Source organism: Pseudoduganella danionis (genome assembly GCF_009720775.1).
Classification (GTDB): Bacteria; Pseudomonadota; Gammaproteobacteria; order Burkholderiales; family Burkholderiaceae_D; genus Rugamonas; species Rugamonas danionis.
In genome coordinates this window covers 224786-241164 of the sequence record NZ_WNKW01000003.1, presented here as the reverse complement: position 1 = coordinate 241164, position 16379 = coordinate 224786, and the positions used below count along the sequence as shown (strand labels likewise).

13 protein-coding genes are annotated in these 16379 nt (G+C 63.3%); 6 read left to right on the top strand and 7 right to left on the bottom strand.

What is annotated here, in order from left to right; genetic code table 11:
• Positions 1 to 7 precede the first annotated feature (7 nt).
• The gene (locus tag GM655_RS12665) at positions 8 to 1720 is read right to left on the bottom strand and encodes a glycerol-3-phosphate dehydrogenase/oxidase (protein WP_155435045.1); all 1713 of its coding nucleotides are present in this window, start codon (positions 1718 to 1720) and stop codon (positions 8 to 10) included.
• Complete coding sequence (locus tag GM655_RS12660) at positions 1717 to 3321, bottom strand: FAD-binding oxidoreductase (protein ID WP_155435044.1); 1605 nt, start codon at positions 3319 to 3321, stop codon at positions 1717 to 1719. Before GM655_RS12660 ends, GM655_RS12665 begins: the two co-directional genes overlap by 4 nt.
• A gap of 122 nt (positions 3322 to 3443) precedes the next feature.
• Here GM655_RS12660 and GM655_RS12655 point away from each other — a divergent pair, with 122 nt between their 5' ends.
• Positions 3444 to 4472 carry an AraC family transcriptional regulator gene (locus tag GM655_RS12655; RefSeq protein ID WP_155435043.1) on the top strand — a complete coding sequence of 343 codons (1029 nt, stop codon included), beginning with the start codon at positions 3444 to 3446 and terminating at the stop codon, positions 4470 to 4472.
• A gap of 3 nt (positions 4473 to 4475) precedes the next feature.
• Here GM655_RS12655 and GM655_RS12650 read toward each other — a convergent pair whose 3' ends face one another.
• The 3 genes from GM655_RS12650 to GM655_RS12640 all read right to left on the bottom strand — a co-directional run bounded on the left by GM655_RS12650 (position 4476) and on the right by GM655_RS12640 (position 8174).
• The gene (locus GM655_RS12650) at positions 4476 to 5003 is read right to left on the bottom strand and encodes an SRPBCC family protein (RefSeq protein WP_155435042.1); all 528 of its coding nucleotides are present in this window, start codon (positions 5001 to 5003) and stop codon (positions 4476 to 4478) included.
• A 47-nt stretch (positions 5004 to 5050) separates the two neighbouring features.
• The gene (locus tag GM655_RS12645) at positions 5051 to 5251 is read right to left on the bottom strand and encodes a hypothetical protein (RefSeq protein ID WP_155435041.1); all 201 of its coding nucleotides are present in this window, start codon (positions 5249 to 5251) and stop codon (positions 5051 to 5053) included.
• Between the two features lie 70 nt (positions 5252 to 5321).
• The gene (locus GM655_RS12640; RefSeq protein WP_155435040.1) at positions 5322 to 8174 is read right to left on the bottom strand and encodes a M16 family metallopeptidase; all 2853 of its coding nucleotides are present in this window, start codon (positions 8172 to 8174) and stop codon (positions 5322 to 5324) included.
• A 129-nt stretch (positions 8175 to 8303) separates the two neighbouring features.
• On the opposite strand from GM655_RS12640, the gene GM655_RS12635 reads away from it, so the two are divergent.
• Positions 8304 to 8657 (top strand): translation initiation factor Sui1, encoded by a 354-nt coding sequence (locus tag GM655_RS12635; protein WP_155435039.1) that lies wholly within the window; start codon positions 8304 to 8306, stop codon positions 8655 to 8657.
• A gap of 34 nt (positions 8658 to 8691) precedes the next feature.
• Here GM655_RS12635 and GM655_RS12630 read toward each other — a convergent pair whose 3' ends face one another.
• A complete protein-coding gene (locus GM655_RS12630; RefSeq protein WP_155435038.1) occupies positions 8692 to 9954 on the bottom strand; it encodes a DEAD/DEAH box helicase in 1263 nt (420 codons plus the stop codon).
• A 150-nt stretch (positions 9955 to 10104) separates the two neighbouring features.
• On the opposite strand from GM655_RS12630, the gene GM655_RS12625 reads away from it, so the two are divergent.
• Positions 10105 to 11076, top strand: coding sequence for a dipeptidase (locus GM655_RS12625; RefSeq protein WP_155435037.1), 972 nt, complete (start codon positions 10105 to 10107; stop codon positions 11074 to 11076).
• On the opposite strand, the gene GM655_RS12620 is transcribed toward GM655_RS12625, so the two are convergent.
• Complete coding sequence (locus tag GM655_RS12620) at positions 11073 to 12944, bottom strand: DUF4153 domain-containing protein (RefSeq protein WP_155435036.1); 1872 nt, start codon at positions 12942 to 12944, stop codon at positions 11073 to 11075. The two genes, GM655_RS12625 and GM655_RS12620, sit on opposite strands and share 4 nt — an antisense overlap.
• A 184-nt stretch (positions 12945 to 13128) precedes the next feature.
• On the opposite strand from GM655_RS12620, the gene dapC reads away from it, so the two are divergent.
• From dapC to GM655_RS12605, 3 genes are read left to right on the top strand one after another with little or no spacing between them, the layout of a single operon-like run.
• Positions 13129 to 14343 carry a succinyldiaminopimelate transaminase gene (gene dapC, locus GM655_RS12615; protein WP_371866801.1) on the top strand — a complete coding sequence of 405 codons (1215 nt, stop codon included), beginning with the start codon at positions 13129 to 13131 and terminating at the stop codon, positions 14341 to 14343.
• Between the two features lie 11 nt (positions 14344 to 14354).
• On the top strand, positions 14355 to 15182 hold the full coding sequence (gene dapD / locus GM655_RS12610; protein WP_155435034.1) for a 2,3,4,5-tetrahydropyridine-2,6-dicarboxylate N-succinyltransferase: 828 nt from the start codon (positions 14355 to 14357) through the stop codon (positions 15180 to 15182).
• Positions 15183 to 15239: 57 nt separating this feature from the next.
• Positions 15240 to 16379, top strand: a complete 1140-nt coding sequence (locus tag GM655_RS12605) for a PilT/PilU family type 4a pilus ATPase (RefSeq protein WP_155435033.1) — start codon at positions 15240 to 15242, stop codon at positions 16377 to 16379.

Below are 16379 nucleotides of genomic sequence, written 5' to 3'. Positions count from 1 at the left end.
CCCGTGCTTATGCGGGCAGGCTGTAGTGCTTGTTCCATAATGCCACATAGGCGGCCTGTTCGGCATCCCAGCGCTGATCGCTCCAGCCCAGTTCCGGCTGGCAGATGGCGCGAATGCGCGCCATGATGGCCAGTCCGCCCTGACGCAATTGCAGGCCGATGCGGCTACGGCGCAACAGCAGATCTTCCAGCCGCTGCACCGCTTCGCAGCGCGCCGCCCAGCGTAGCTGCACCCAGCAGGTTTCCGTGCCGCCTATCAGTTCCAGTTCGCCGTGCTGCGCAGCCGCCAGCACTTGCGCCGTCAGCGCGCCGTAGCGGCCCTGCAGCTTGTGCGCCATCCCGGCCGGCAGTTGCGGCGCATGCGGCAGCGGAGCCGGTGCAGCGTCGAATACGGGACGCGGCGCGAGATCGGCCTGCCAGTCCGGCAGCAGGCTGGCGACGCGGCGCAAGGCATCGAGCGCGATCACGCGGAAAGTGGTCAGCTTGCCGCCCGTGACCGTCAGCAGGCCATGCTCCAGCCACAGCGCGTGGTCGCGGCCTTCCTTGGACGGGTCGGCCTTGCCCGTATCGATCACGGGCCGCACGCCCGCATAGGTCGCGATCACATCGCGTTCGCTCAGCGCCAGTTGCGGGAACTGGTCGTGCAGCACGGCCATCAGATAGGCCACTTCGTCACGCGTGATGCTGGCGTCGTGCGCCATGTCGTCTTTATGATCAACGTCGGTGGTGCCCACCAGCGTTACGCCTTCCCATGGAAAGGCAAACACGGGGCGGCCATCATACGGATGCATCAGGCTGATGGCCTGCGCCAGCGGCAGCCGCCATGCCGGCAGCACCAGATGGCTGCCGCGCAAAGGCCGTAGTCTGGGCTTGAGTGCTGCCGGCGCTGCCATTGCGGCGACACCAGCCTGCTGCCCCGCTGTGGCGGAATGTGCGGCCATCTTGCCGGCCTGCAGACGCAGGCCGTCAGCCCAGGCGCCCGTTGCGCTGATGACCACACGGGCGCGCACAGCGTAAGGCGCCGCCTGCGGCATATCGCTCTGCATGTCGCGCACCAGCACGCCACAGACTTTTCCGCTTATTTGTCCGCTGCCCTGCCCTTCGCCCTGCCCGCCCTCCTGCTCACCGTCACGCAGCAAACCCTGCACCGCCATATAATTGAGTGCTACCCCACCATGCGCCTGCGCTTCCTGCAACACGCGCAGCACCAGCCGCGCATCGTCGGTCTTGGCATCGGTGTAGACCATGCCGCCCAGCAGCCCCTGCGTCGAGACATTAGGCGCCAGCGCGGCAAACTCCTCACGTTCGTAATAATGGCGGCTGCGCTGGCCGGCCAGCCGGTCATACATGGCCAGCCCTAGCAGGAACATCAGCTTGCCCGGCTTGCGTCCCGCATAATGGCCGAAGGCGAAACTCTGCGGCTCCACCAGCCCCGCGGCCTGCTGCAGCAAATGTTCGCGTTCATGTACGGATTCGCGCGTCAGGCCCAACTGGCCTTCCTTCAGATAGCGCAAGCCGCCGTGCACCAGTTTGGAAGAACGGCTGGAAGTACCCCAGGCGAAATCGCGCTGTTCCAGCAGCAGCGCCTTCAGGCCGCGCCGCGCCGCTTCCAGCAGGATGCCGGCGCCGGTAATGCCGCCGCCAATCACGATCACGTCCCACGGCTGCGCCAGCAAGGCAGGCAATGCTGTCCGTCCGCCCCGGCTCCAGACGGCGCTCATGGCAGCAGCTTCCCGGGATTCATGATCTGCTGCGGATCGAAGTGGCTGAACAACGCCTGCATAGCCGACAGCCCCAACTCGCCCTTTTCAGCGGCCAGATAGGGCGCATGATCGGTGCCCACGCCGTGCTGATGGCTGATGGTACCGCCTTGCGACACGATGGCAGTGCTGACCGCATGCTTGAGCGTACGCCAGCGCGCCAGATCCTGCTCATAGTCGCCTGCCAGCCGGAACACGAAGGTGGTGTACACGCTGGCGCCCTGCGCATACAGGTGCGACAGATGGGTGTAGGTATGTACCCGTTCGCCATACTCGGCCAGTGCCGCCGTCGCTGCCGCCTCCACTGTCCGCATCATGCTGCCCACGCGCGTCCAGTCCACCGCCGTTTCCACCGTATCGATGGCGTAGCCGTGCTGCCACGCAGCGTTGCGCAGATAGACATTGCGGAAGCGGTTCTGCTTCCATTTCTCGCCCATATAGCGGCCGACATGCACGCCGCCCAGCGGCGCCGTGATTTCCAGCGCTGCCCGCAAAGCCGTCTTGGCAGTCCGCTTCTGTCCGCTCACGCCCAGCATCAGCATGCATTTCTGCTGCTTGCAGCCGCGCAGCGCCAGATAGCTCTCCAGCATGCCGATCAGGCGCTGGTGGCCCGCCAGCGCCAGCATGGTGGTGGTCTCCAGCGGATTCGATAGGCGCAGCATGGACAGGCTCAGCCCAGCCTGTGCCAGCAGGCGCACGGCCGTTTCGGCTGCCTGCCAGTCGGGGAAGAACACGGCATGGAAGGCTTCGTACTCAGGCAGCGCCGTCACCCGCACGGTGGCTTCCGTCAGCACGCCCATGCGCCCTTCCGAACCGAGTACCAGTTCACGCAGATCCGTACCAGCGGCCGATGCGGGGAAAGTCTGCACCCGCAGTGTGCCGGCCGGCGTCTCCACCACGCCACCGCGGAACAGCTGCTCGATACGGCCATAGCGCAGCGATTGCTGGCCGGACGAACGCGTCACCACCCAGCCGCCCAGCGAAGAATATTCGAAGGACTGGGGGAAGTGGCCCAGCGTGTAGCCGCGCGCGCGCAACTGCGCTTCCAGATCAGGCCCCAGCACGCCGGCGCCGAAGGTGGCCAGCTGGGCTTCCGTATCGAGATAATGCAGCTGGCGCAAACGGCTCAGGTTCACGGTCAGCACGGGCTGGGCTCCGGCCGGCGCCGTCAGATGGCCGACCACGCTGGTGCCGCCGCCCTGTGGTATCAGCGCCACGTTATGGCGCTGCGCATAGGCCAGCAAAGTGCGCACCTCGTCGCCGCTTTCGGGATAGGCCACGCCGTCAGGCGCCGTCTCGATCACGCCATAGCGCAGGCGCAGCCAGTCCGGCAGGCTCTGGCCCAGTGCATTGCGCAGGCGGACTTCCGCCTCCGTTTGTATCAGGCCAGCGACACTGGCGTCAGGCGGCAGGCGGCTGGGCGTGATGCGGGCGCAGGCCTGCTCCAGCGTGGCATCCTGTACCGGCGTGCCAGCACCGATGCGCTGTGCCAGAAATGCCAGCGCCTCATCATGCAGCGCAAACTCCACTGCCTCGTCTCCCCATCCATTCCAGCGTCTCATTGTTTTCCTGTCAGCGTAGCGGCGCGCTTGCTATACTGGGGCGCGCCTAGTTTGAATGACACGAGAATAAAAGAAGCCGGCATACCGGTATTGCGCTTTCATGACAACCACCTTGTTCGATTATGCCAAGCCCGCACCCTGAGCACGCCCGGCGCGTGGCAGGCTCCTATCTGCAACCCCTGCTCGATGCCGCCGCAGCCCGTGGCGTAACGCCAGCCGCGCTGGAACAGGCCGCCGGTCTGGATGCGGGCAGTCTGGCGCCGCTGCCGGACAGCCTACCGGCCGACCTGTATGTGCGGCTGCTGGAGCTGGGCGCGCAATTGGCGCAGGATCCGCACTTCGGCCTGCACGTGGGCGAATGCGTCAAACTGGGAACGTATAGCGTGTACGGCCTGATTCTGCTGAGCTGCCGCGATTTCGGCATGGCGCTGGAACAGACCATGCGCTACGAACAACTGGCCCACGATCTGGGCCGCTCGGCCATTACCGTGCAGGATGGTGTGGCCAGCTACCACTGGCATAGCAACTATGCGGCCACGCAGCGCCATCTGGCCGATAGCGTGTTCGCCGGCATACGGGTGTTTGGCAACTGGCTGGCTGGCAGTGCGCTGCCGCCGGCGCAACTGAGCCTGACCCATGATGGCGGGCCGCCGGAACTGCGCGAGGAATATGTGCGGGTGCTGGGCGCCATGCCCAGTTTTAATGCGGGCGCCAACTGCGCCCGCTTCGATGCGGCCATGCTGGACTGGCCCGTACCAAATGCCGATGTGAGCCTCTACCCCGTGCTGCAGCAGCACGCGGAACAGCTGCTGCGCCAACGCGCCGCGCAAACGCCGGCCATCAGCCAGCAAGTGCATGCAGCCATCGTGCGCAGTCTGGCGCACGGACAGGTCAGGCTGGCCACCATCGCCGAGGAACTGGCGCTATCGCCACGTACCCTGCAGCGCAAACTCAGTGAAGCGGGATCGTCGTTCCAGCAGGTGCTTGATCAGGCCCGCTTTGCGCTGGCGCGCGATTATCTGCGCCGGCCGGAACTGAGTCTGGTCGATATCGCCTTCCTGCTCGGCTATCAGGAGCAGAGCGCCTTCAATCACGCCTTCCGCGAATGGGCCGGCGTGAATCCTGGCGCCTATCGGCTAGAGCAGCCGTAGCGCCTATTTCTCCGCCACTTCCTTGAGATTGGCGAGACCGGCCTCGAAGTCCTTGCCTATCATCTTGTCCATGCTGACGAATAGGCCCATCAGGCGGGTGGTGAAATCGGCCGGCCCTGTCATGGTCCACACCACGCTGGTCATCTCGCCTTTGCTGGCCAGCGCAAATTCCGTCTGGCAGGCCGAGGCAAACGGCTTGATGAAATCGAGTTTGATCTGCACCAGTTCGGGTGCTTTCAGTCCCGTGATTTCCATGCGGCCGGCGCCCACCTTGTCATCGCCCTCCCACGCATACACGGCGCCCAGATCTTCGGTGGCACCGCTGTAGGTACGCTTCATGGCAGGATCGAGCTTTTCCCATGGTGACCACTGGGTCCAGTGGTGGAAGTCGCTAATCAGCGGCTGGATGCGCTCGGCCGGTGCCTTGATATCGATCTGGCGCTGCACGCGGAATGTGGTCGGCTGTACGGTCGCCATGCCCAGTATGATGGCGATCAGCAGCAGCGCGCCTAACCCTATCTTCTTCAGCATAAGTCCTTCCTCCCATGGAAATCAGGACGCGACCGCGCCCGGTTCACTCAGGCCAGCGCTTCCTTGGCCGCCTCTTCGGGCGACAGACCATCGTAGAACAGATCAGTGAACCACTCGACCTGCTCTTCGATATGCTCCTGCGCCTGCGCCTGCGTGGCGCCGCCCTTCACCAGAAAACCTTCTACCTCGATACACCATTGAATCAGTTCCAGCGTTTCCGGATCCAGTTCTTCCTTCTTCTTTGCCATGCTCATCCTCCGTTACGCTGTGGGTAATGCTTAAATAAAGCGCCAGTGTAACAGGCCACTGACCGTCCCCCTACTTCTGCGGATACAGCACCACCTGCACATAGTTTTGCAGGTTCAGATAGCTGCGTGCACTGTCCTTCAGCTCAGCCGCTGTCAAGGCCTCCACGCGCTGCGGATAGGTCAGCACATCGGCCGGATCGCCCTGATTGAAATAGGCATTCATCAGCACGGCCATCCAGTAGCCATTCTCGCGCAAGCCTTTGCGGTAGTTCTTCATCCACGCTGCTTTGACCTTCTGCAGGTCGGCTTCTTCCACGCCCTGGTCCGCGATGGTGGCAATTTCCGCAAACACGGCCGCCAGCACCTTGTCGACATTTTCCGGCGCACAGGGCAGCGTCGCCGTCACCGTGAAATGGGGATACGGCAGCCGTTCCATATTGCCGCGCAAGCCGCCGCTATACATCACGCCCATTTTTTCGCGCAGCACTTCGATCAGCTTGATGTTCATGACCTCAATCAGCGCCTGCAGCCGCATGCGTTCGCGCAGCGAAAACTGCGCCTCGCCCGTAAAGGTCAGCGAGATCGTGCTTTTCGGTTCGCTACCGGCATACACCTCCCGCTTGACCACGCCCCGCACGGGCCGCACGCCATCGTCGCGGAACGCCACCGCCACCTCGTCCACCGGCAGGCTGGCCAGATAGGTCGCCAGCAGCGGCTTGACCTGCTCGACCGTGAAACTGCCCGTCATGAAGAAGGTGAAATCGCGTGCGCTGGACAGGCGGCTCTGGTACAGGCCCAGCACCTTATCGAGCTGCAGCTGATCAAAGTCGGCCGGCTTGGGCGCACGCGGCACGCGTGGCTGCTGCGGATACAAGGTGGCCGTCACGGCATCTTCCAGCACGGCTTCCGGCCGCGCCAGATTATTGCGCGCCAGTTCGCGCTGTCTGGCCACAAAGGACTCGAAGATGGTCGCATCCTTGCGCGGCGCCGTCAGGTTCAGGTGTACCAACTGCAGCATGCTTTCGATATCGGCGCTGCCGGAGCCACCGTTCACGCTTTCATTGACACCGGCGATGCTGGCGCCCGCGCCCGCCGTCTTACCGGCCAGTACCTTCACGATATCGGCCGGGGTGAATTCCTGCACGCCCATCTGGCTGACGATGCTGCTGGCATAACGCGCGCTGAACAGATCGTCGTCCGCAAACAGCGACCAGCCGCCAAAGCGCAGCCCTGTCAGGATCACCTGGTCGTTATTGAAGTCGGTCGGTTTGAGCACCACCTTGACGCCATTGCTCAGTACCAGCCGCGTCAGTCCCAGCACATCGTCGCGGCTTTCGCTGACGATGCTGCCCGCCTTGGGCGGCTGCGCCATTAGCTGGCGCGCCAGCGGCTTCTCTTCCTGCGCTGCCACGCTGCGCTTTTCGGCCGCCTCGGCCAGCGCCAGCAGCTCGCCCGCCTTGGGCGCCGTGCTACCACTGCCGGCACTGCCCGTGTACACCATCAGTTTGCTGCCACCATCAGGCAACTGGGCGCGTGCCACGGCATTCAGGTCGGCCAGCGTGATCTCGGGTATCAAGGCCTGAGCGTAGCGGTATTCGGCGGCGATGCCGGGTATGGTTTCCTGTTCGAGGAAATTGCGGATCAACTCAGCCGCGTACACGGCCGAATCGGATTTATCACGCTCGTTATACAGGCGCTCGTAATTGCGCAGCATGCCTTTCTTAACGCGCTCGAGTTCCGCTTCGCTAAAGCCGAACTGGCGCGCGCGCCGGCTTTCCTGCAGCATGGCCTGAATCGCCGGCTGCACGCCGTCCTTGCCCAGCAAGGCACCGGCGCTGAAGGAGCGGTAGCCATGCACGATACCGTTCATGCCCGCCCCCGCCTGCAGATACGGCGGATTGGCCTGCTGGGTCAGCTCGTACAGCCGCATATTCAGCAGCGTCGTGACCATATTCTCCAGCAGTTTCTGGCGGTAGTCGCCCACCGTACGGCCTTGCGGCGCCGGCACCACGGGATAGCGGATCAGCACCGAGTTGTTGGCAATTTCCTTATCCGTGTACACCACCTCTTCCGGCTTCACGCGGGCCGCAATCTTGGCGTACTGGTGCGGCCGTGCATGGGGCGGATTTTTGAGCATGCCGAAATGCTGCTCTATCAGTGCCCGTGCGCGCGCCGGTTCAATATCGCCCACCACCACTACGGCCATCAGATCGGGCCGATACCAGTCGCGGTAGAAGCGGCGGATCGCTTCGTATTTGAAGTTCTTCAGCACCGCCTCCTGACCTATGGGCAGGCGCTGGGCATACAGCGAGCCATTGAACAGCTTGGGCAGCAGCACCTTGTTCACGCGGTCATCCACACCTTTGCCCATGCGTAGCTCTTCCAGCACGATGCCGCGTTCGCTGTCGATATCGGCATCATTGAGCGACAGGCCGTGGGCCCAGTCTTCCAGTACCTGAAAGCCCTGCTGCACCACTTCCGGCTTATCGCTCGGTAACGGCAGGATGTAGATGGTTTCATTGAAGCTGGTGGAGGCGTTCAGATCGGCGCCGAACTGCACGCCCACCGACTGCAGATAGGACACCAGCTCGTTGCGTTTGAAATGGGTGGAGCCGTTAAAGGCCATGTGTTCGAGGAAGTGCGCGAGGCCCTGCTGGTCTTCGTCTTCCTGCATGGAGCCAGCTTTCACGACCAGCCGCAGTTCCAGCCGGTTTTCCGGTCTGGCGTTTTTCTGCACATAATAGGTCAGACCATTCGGCAGTTTGCCCAGCATGACTTGCGGGCCAACGGGTATGGGATCGGATAGCTTGAACGCAGCAGTAGCAGGAACGGCAGCAGTGGCGGCAAGCGCCAGCGAGCTGGCAGTGAAAAGCGCGGCCAGCACCGCGCGACGGAACAGAGCTACTGACAGACCTGACTTCATACCTGACGCATCCGGAAAAAGCGAAAGACCTACCTTACACTGAAACGCCGCGCTTGGGAGGAAATCGTCATCGCATGTAAGGGAAAACCTTACACCGGATCACAATAGGGCTTCTGCTAGAATGCGGCGATGAATAGTTCCCGCCTCGTCTACTCCACCGAAACCGGCCGTATGTGTCCCGCTTGCAGCCAGCCTGTCGCGCAGTGCCGCTGCAAGGCCGCCGCCCAGGCCCGCCCTCAGGGCGATGGCAATATCAAAGTGTCGCGCGAAAGCAAAGGCCGTGGCGGCAAGACCGTTACGCTGGTCAAAGGCATGGAGCTTGATGCAGATGCCCTGAGCGCGCTCGGCAAGCAGCTGCGTAGCGCCTGCGGCTCGGGCGGCACGGTCAAGGATGGCGTGATCGAAATTCAGGGCGACCACTGCGAACGGGTAATGGACGCGCTGCAGAAACAGGGCTACCAGCCCAAGCGTGTAGGCGGCTAGGCGCTACGCCACCGGCTACGCAGGTACCGCGGTATCAGCGTTGCTGGCTGGCCGCCAGCGCAGCCGCCTCGCGCAGCTTGTCCTTCTTGCTCTTGCGCTTGCCCTTGATACCGCCGTTCACCGTATCCGTCACCGAATTCGCGGCTGGCGGCGGCACGGTTTCCACTGGCTCAAAGCCGCGCACCTGCTCGCGTTCAAGGCGCACTTCCTGACGCTTTTCGATCAGCCGCATATGCTGTTCCGTCTCTGCACTGACAAAGCTGATGGCCACGCCGCTCTCGCCGGCACGCCCGGTGCGGCCGATGCGGTGGGTGTAATCGACGGCAGAACGGGGCAGATCGTAATTCACCACGGCCGGCAGGCGGGCGATATCGATGCCGCGCGCTGCCACATCGGTCGCCACCATCACCTGCAGACGGCAAGCCTTGAAATCGGCCAGCACTTCGCTGCGCGCACCCTGACTGAATTCGCCGTGGAAGGCGGCGGCACGGATGCCGTTGCGGTTGAGCTTATCCGCCACATGCTCGGCCGCATATTTGGTGGCGACGAAAACCAGCACGCGGCTCCACTGGTTTTCCTTGATCAGATGTTTAAGCAGCATAGTACGGCGCGCCACATCAACCATGATGGCGCGCTGCACGATATCGGGCTTGCTGACCGGTTCGGACAGCACTTCCACCCGCTGCGGCTGATGCAGCATGCGTTCGGCCAGCGCCTGCACCAGCGGCGGGAAAGTGGCCGAGAAGAACAGGTTCTGCCGCTGCGGCGGCAACAGCGACAGGATGCGGTTCAGTTCTTCGCTAAAGCCCAGATCCAGCAAGCGGTCCGCCTCGTCCAGCACGAACATGGCGGTGCGGCCGATTTTCAGGGCATTGTGATCGATCAGATCAAGCAAGCGTCCGGGCGTGGCCACCACGATGTCGGCACCGCCGCGCAAGGCCATCATCTGCGGATTGATCGACACTCCGCCAAACACGATGGCGACCTTGATCTGCATGGGCAGGTGCGCCACCAGCTTGCGGATCGATTCGCCCACCTGCACCGCCAGCTCGCGCGTCGGTACCAGCACCAGCCCGTGCAACTGGCGTGGGCCGCTGCGGTTGTCCAGCAGCGACTGCAGCAGCGGCAGCGCAAACGCTGCCGTCTTGCCGGAGCCGGTCTGCGCTGCACCGAGCACATCGCCGCCGCGCAGGATCACGGGTATGGCAGCGCGCTGGATCGCGGTGGGGTGCTGATAACCGATTTCGGTAACGGCGTTGACGAGCGGGGGAACCAGGCCCAGTGAAGAGAAAGACATGTTGGCCTTAGGGTGTACAGTAAGTGGGCAAAAAGGGGGATTTCGGTGAATACTGCGCAAGTATAAAGCATGTCACCAGCTCGACTGCAGCCTGATTTGCCCTGGCCCCGCATTCGTGGGAACATAGGGTTTTAGAATAAGCGGACAAATATGATCAACTGGGATGCCCACGCCTGCCTGCCACAGCACCCGCAGGCTGATTTTACGCCAGTACAGCGGCTGCATGCTGCGGGCGTCAATTATGTGTCGCTCAACGTGGGCGCCGACATGAACCCGCTCACGCAGATCATGTCCGTCATCGCCGGTTACCGCGCCACCATCGCCGCCAACCCGGACCGCTATGCGCTGGTGGCCAGTGTGGACGACATCATTCAGGCTGCTGCCGACGGCAAGATCGCCATCAGCTTCGATCTGGAAGGTGCGCTGCCGCTGCTGGAGCAGCCGGAAATGATACCGCTCTACGCCCGGCTGGGCGTGCGCCAGATCCACTTCGCCTACAACCGCAACAACAGCGTGGCCGATGGCTGCCACGACCTGCCGCGCGGCCTCACCCCGCTCGGTCACAGCATGGTGGCCGCCGTCAACGATGCCGGCATCCTGATGGACTGTGCGCATACGGGCCGGCTGTGCAGCCTCGATATCATGTCGGCCTCGTCGCAGCCTGTCATCTTCAGCCACGCCAATCCCTACACGCTGGTACCGCACGGCCGCAACATCACCGATGAGCAGATTCGCGCCTGCGCAGCAACGGGCGGCGTGGTCTGCGTGTCCGGCCTGTCGTGGTTCCTCGGCCAGGAACATCCCACGGCCGACGACGTGGCGCGCCATGTGGCCTATGTGGCCGATCTGGTGGGCGTCTCGCACGCCGGCATCGGCCTCGATATCTGCTTTACCCAGCCGGAACTGGACGATACGCCACCCGGCGACTTCGATCCATCCTACTGGTGGCCTGCTTCGGCCGGCTACAGCGCCGAGCGCGCGCCTACCTTCACCCCGCCAGAAGTATGGCGCCAGCTACCGGCCGCCTTGCGCAAAGTGGGCCTGAGCGAGAGCGAAGCGGAACTGGTCTTGGGCCGCAACATGATGCGCGTAGCCCAACAGGTCTGGAGCGCCGCCCCCTAACGCGATGGCGCAGCCGGCACTGCGACGGGGGCTGATGCAGAAGCCTGCGCCGCCGCACTGGCCGGCGTCAACGCCCTGCAATCGTCCTGATCGAAGGCGCTCTGGAACTGCAGCACCTGTGCGCCCAACTGCAGCGCCCTGATAGGCGGTGCCACCAACTGGAACTGGCCCAGTTTCAGCCTTTCCACCAAGGCCGGACAAGCACTGCCCTGCAAGGCCAGCCGCCCATGCAAACTCCATTCGCCGTCGCTGTCGCGCCGGTACAGGGCCGGCCCCGGATAACCTGCGCCGCTAAACAGCAGCACTTCCGGCTGGCCATCGCCATCCATATCGAGTATCAGCGCATCGCATTTCATCCCCGCCATGGTCAGGCAGCCGGGCACCGAACCATCACGCCCCTGCCAGCGCTGGGCGGCAAAACTGTCCGGCAGGCGTGCACCCTGCGGCCACAGAGTCAGATTGTCGCGCACGGAGACCAGCGTGCCCGGCCTGGCCGGCGCCCAGGGCTGGACTTCCTTCAGCGCCTTGCTGGCCTGCTCGCGTATCCAGGGTGCTTCCGGGCCGCTGCTTTGCTGCGCCAGCTGTTCCAGCGCCTGCTGGCCATAGCGCTGCCCTTCGAAGCGCAGATAATGGAAATCGAACAGGGCCGGCTTGGTCTTGCCCTTGGCCAGCCGCGCCATCTGGTTGTTGACCGACAGCCGGGCCGGATCAGCTATCGGCGTCAGCAGCGCCATCAGCACGGCCAGCACCACCATCGATGTCGCCACATTGACGATGGCGATCGGCACCAGCCAGCTTTCATAGCGCTGCGCCGCCCACGCATAGCCGAAGGCATAGCAGCTGGCCACCACCAGTGCCGCGGCCGCAATCACCCGGTCCGAAGTCCAGCCATAGTCGTGCACGCGCAAGCCCAGCGCATACACGGCGATGGCTGTCAGCGGCAGGATCAGCAGCGCTGCTACGCGCGCACTTACGCGCACGGCCAGCGCGGCCTTCACATGGCCATTCTGGAAGGCCGCATTTATCAGCACGATCAGTACGGCGTCGGCCGCCAGCAACAAGGCCGTGGCATGGCCCGTGCTCCACAGCGCGTCCAGCCCCGTGAACGGCAAAGTACACAGAAAGCCAGTGATGATCACGGCGGCGACTAACAGCAGCCATGACAGCAGCACCAGCAGCAGGCTGCGGATGCCGTGCACGATGGCTGGCCGCACGTCGGTGATATGCATGGCGCAGGACCAGGCAAAACAGATCACCGGCACGTTGAACCAGGCTTCCGTCAGCATTTTCTTGAAGAAGTCCAGCTTGACCATGGCGAACAGGCCACTGCCCATCAGCAGCACCAGCCACAGCGCACCGACAAACACGGCCGAGAACAGCAGTTGCACCACCAGCTTCCACGACAGATCGAAATAGCGGTCATAGCTGGCGATACGGCGCTGGTCCAGCGCGCCGGCCAGCACCAGTGTATGGGCAATGAACAGGAACACGGCGCCGCAAGGCAGTACGGGGCCGGCCAGTACGCGCCATGCCGGATTGCCGCCCGGCCCAGACGGCAGTTGCAGGCCCGCGTCACGCTGCACGGCATGCAAGGCGATGGCCAGCACCGCGCCGGCCGCCAGCAACATCCATAGCCCCAGCTTTTTCGGTGCCATATAGCCCATGGCCGAAATCAGCATGGCCGGCAGCAGCAGCCCTGCCATCAGCAACGGCGCCATCACGGCCGGCGTGCTGGCCAGCCAGCCGCCCTGCTGGGCCGAACGGTAGATCCAGTACAGCAAAGCGCCCTGCACCAGCCCTGTCAGCAGGCGCAAGCCCATCACCCGGGTGCTCACCTGCGCCGACGGTAGCAATTCATCCTGCTCCATGCTCATCCTTCCTGATCGCGATAGCCGGCAGTATGGCATAGCTGCCGGACCGGCAGTCGTCCGATGTTTATTATTTGGCATGATAGACACAGCAGCCGCTGCGCTGGCGCCATAGACGCTATAATGCCTGTCCTGCTGTTATGCATACTGCTCTTTTTACAACGATCCGCCTCTGGTCCGTCACGTGAACCCACATCTCGACAAGCTGCAATCCTATCCGTTCGAAAAGCTGCGCCAGTTATTCTCGCAGGTCAGCCCTAATCCGCACTATAGCGCCATCAGTCTGGGCATGGGCGAACCCAAGCACCCCACCCCCAAATTCATCCAGCAAGCCCTGATCGACCATATCGATGGTCTGGCCAACTACCCCACCACGGTGGGCTCGGACGCGCTGCGCGGCGCCATCGCCGGCTGGCTGGAGCGCCGCTACGGCATTCCTAAGCTGAACCCGGCCACCCAGGTGCTGCCTGTCAACGGCTCGCGCGAAGCGCTGTTTGCCCTGACCCAGACCGTGGTCGATCCGGCCGCCAAATCGCTGGTGGTGAGCCCGAATCCGTTCTACCAGATCTACGAAGGCGCGGCCTATCTGGCCGGCGCCGAGCCCTACTTCGTGAATTCCGACCCGAGCCGCAACTTCGGCTGCGATTACGACAGCATTCCGGCCGAAGTCTGGCAGCGCGTGGCGCTGCTGTTCCTGTGCTCACCCGGCAATCCGACCGGCGCGGTGCTCAGCCTGACGGACTGGGAAAACCTGTTCGCGCTGTCCGAGCGCTACAACTTCATCATCGCCGCCGACGAATGCTATTCCGAGATCTACCACGGCAGCGCAGCGCCGCTGGGCGCCATGCAGGCAGCCCACATGCTGGGCCTGTCCACGGTCGAGCGTCCGTATGCCCGGCTGGTAGTGTTCTCCAGCCTGTCCAAGCGCTCGAATGTGCCGGGCATGCGCTCGGGCTTTGTGGCGGGCGACGCCGAAGTGCTGAAAAAATTCCTGTTGTACCGCACCTATCACGGCGGCGCCATGAGCCCCGCCGTGCAAGCTGCGTCTGTCGCGGCCTGGAACGACGAAACCCACGTCGAACAGAACCGCGAAAAATACCGGGCGAAGTTCGCCGCCATCACCCCGCTGCTGCAGCCGCATCTGCAGGTGGAACTGCCGGACGCCGGCTTCTACCTGTGGGCCGATGTCAGCCAGACGGGCCTGAGCGACACCGAATTCGCCCAGCGTCTGTACGCCGAATATAATGTCACGGTACTGCCGGGCAGCTATCTGGCGCGCGATGCCCACGGCATCAATCCGGGCCGTAACCGCATCCGCATGGCGCTGGTCGCCGAAACGGAAGAAGGCCTGGAAGCTGCCCAGCGCATCGTTCAATTCTGTAAATCCCTCACTCAATAAGACCGCACATCATGAGCCAACAACTCCAGCAAATCATCGACCAGGCATGGGAAGACCGCGCCAACATCAACCCGGCCAATGGCAGCGCCGAGCTGCGTGACGCCGTGTCGCACGTGATCGCCGGTCTGGACGCCGGCACCATCCGCGTCGCCGAAAAAACCGGCGCTGACTGGGTGGTCAACCAGTGGGTCAAGAAAGCCGTGCTGCTGTCGTTCCGCCTCGAGAACAACGTGGCCATGCCATCGGACGGCACCATGCAGTTCTACGACAAAGTGCCGACCAAGTTCGCCAACTACACGCCGGAAGATTTCGCCAAAGGCGGTTTCCGCGTAGTGCCGCCTGCCGTGGCACGCCGCGGCTCCTTCATCGCCAAGAACGTGGTGCTGATGCCTTCCTACGTCAACATCGGCGCCTACGTCGATGAAGGCGCCATGATCGACACCTGGGCCACCGTGGGTTCCTGCGCCCAGATCGGCAAGAACGTGCACCTGTCCGGCGGCGTCGGCATCGGTGGCGTGCTCGAGCCGATGCAGGCCAATCCGACCATCATCGAAGACAACTGCTTCATCGGCGCCCGTTCGGAAATCGTCGAAGGCGTGATCGTGGAAGAGAACTCGGTGATCTCGATGGGCGTGTACATCGGCCAGTCGACCAAGATCTACGACCGCGCTACCGGCGAAGTGAGCTACGGCCGCGTGCCAGCCGGCTCGGTAGTGGTATCGGGCAGCCTGCCTTCGGACGACGGCAAGTACTCGCTGTACTGCGCCGTGATCGTCAAACGCGTGGATGCCAAGACTCGCGCCAAGACCGGCATCAACGAACTGCTGCGCGGTATCTAAGCCAGCGCGCTACAGCGGGGATCTGATCCCCGCTTTTTTTTTTGCAGGGAGACGGTAATGGCCATGCAGCGCTTGTTCCAGCTAATGCAGGAGCAGAAGGCTTCGGATATGTTTTTCGCCGTGCAGACGCCGGTGCACCTGAAGATCAATGGTGAACTGATTCCCGTCAACCAGCAGCCTCTGAGTGCAGATAACATCCATGCGCTGCTGGCCGAAATCGCCACGCCGGAGCAACTGGCCGAACTGGCACGCAGCAATGAGCTCAACATCGGCATCAGCGCGCCCGGCCTGGGGCGCTTCCGCCTTTCCGCCTTCCGCCAGCGCGGCCAGATTTCCGCCGTATTCCGCTACATCCCCGCCGCCATATCTAGCCTGACCGAGCTGCGCCTGCCCCCCATACTGGCCCAGCTAATCATGGAAAAACGCGGCCTGCTGCTGATGGTGGGCGCCACTGGCTCCGGCAAATCCACCACCATTGCCGCCATGCTGGACCAGCGCAATGCCGAACGCAGCGGCCATATCCTGACGCTGGAAGACCCGATCGAATACCTGTTCCAGAACCGCAAATCCATCGTCAACCAGCGCGAAATCGGCAGCGATGCCAGCGACTTTGCCACCGCCCTGCGCAACGCCATGCGGCAGGCGCCCGACTGCATCGTGATCGGCGAGATCCGCGACCGCGAAGCCATGGCGGCAGCCCTGGCGTATGCCCAGTCCGGCCATCTGGTGATCGCCACCCTGCATGCCAACAATGCCTACAATGCGCTGCACCGCATCCTCAGCTTCTACCCCATCGAGAACCGCCCTGCCCTGCTGCAGGATCTGGCCTCGACCCTGAAAGCCATCGTCAGCCAGCGCCTGCTGCAATCGGCCAGCGGCGGCCAGCGCACGGCCGCGGTGGAAGTGATGCTAAATACCCGCCACATTTCGGAACTGATAGAACAGGGCGAGATCGTGCAGATCCGCGATGCCATGGAACAGAGCCTGTCACCGGGCTCGCAAACTTTCGAACAGGCTTTGCTCAAGCTGCTGCAGCAAGGCTTGATTAGCCAGGACGAAGCACTGGCCCACGCGGATTCCGCCACCAATCTGTTGTGGTTACTGAATAATGGCCCCGATAGCCGCACAGCTACGGCCAGCCCGGCAGAAGCAGCACCAGCGGCGGCCTCCTTCAGCGGTTTCCAGCTAAACGGCTAG

Excerpts from the sequence above, each read along its gene's own strand:
- GM655_RS12665 (WP_155435045.1), bottom strand. The coding sequence starts at position 1,720 with ATGAGCGCCGTCTGGAGCCGGGGCGGACGGACAGCATTGCCTGCCTTG.
- GM655_RS12660 (WP_155435044.1), bottom strand. The coding sequence starts at position 3,321 with ATGAGACGCTGGAATGGATGGGGAGACGAGGCAGTGGAGTTTGCGCTG.
- GM655_RS12655 (WP_155435043.1), top strand. The coding sequence starts at position 3,444 with ATGCCAAGCCCGCACCCTGAGCACGCCCGGCGCGTGGCAGGCTCCTAT.
- GM655_RS12650 (WP_155435042.1), bottom strand. The coding sequence starts at position 5,003 with ATGCTGAAGAAGATAGGGTTAGGCGCGCTGCTGCTGATCGCCATCATA.
- GM655_RS12645 (WP_155435041.1), bottom strand. The coding sequence starts at position 5,251 with ATGGCAAAGAAGAAGGAAGAACTGGATCCGGAAACGCTGGAACTGATT.
- GM655_RS12640 (WP_155435040.1), bottom strand. The coding sequence starts at position 8,174 with ATGAAGTCAGGTCTGTCAGTAGCTCTGTTCCGTCGCGCGGTGCTGGCC.
- GM655_RS12635 (WP_155435039.1), top strand. The coding sequence starts at position 8,304 with ATGAATAGTTCCCGCCTCGTCTACTCCACCGAAACCGGCCGTATGTGT.
- GM655_RS12630 (WP_155435038.1), bottom strand. The coding sequence starts at position 9,954 with ATGTCTTTCTCTTCACTGGGCCTGGTTCCCCCGCTCGTCAACGCCGTT.
- GM655_RS12625 (WP_155435037.1), top strand. The coding sequence starts at position 10,105 with ATGATCAACTGGGATGCCCACGCCTGCCTGCCACAGCACCCGCAGGCT.
- GM655_RS12620 (WP_155435036.1), bottom strand. The coding sequence starts at position 12,944 with ATGGAGCAGGATGAATTGCTACCGTCGGCGCAGGTGAGCACCCGGGTG.
- dapD (WP_155435034.1), top strand. The coding sequence starts at position 14,355 with ATGAGCCAACAACTCCAGCAAATCATCGACCAGGCATGGGAAGACCGC.
- GM655_RS12605 (WP_155435033.1), top strand. The coding sequence starts at position 15,240 with ATGGCCATGCAGCGCTTGTTCCAGCTAATGCAGGAGCAGAAGGCTTCG.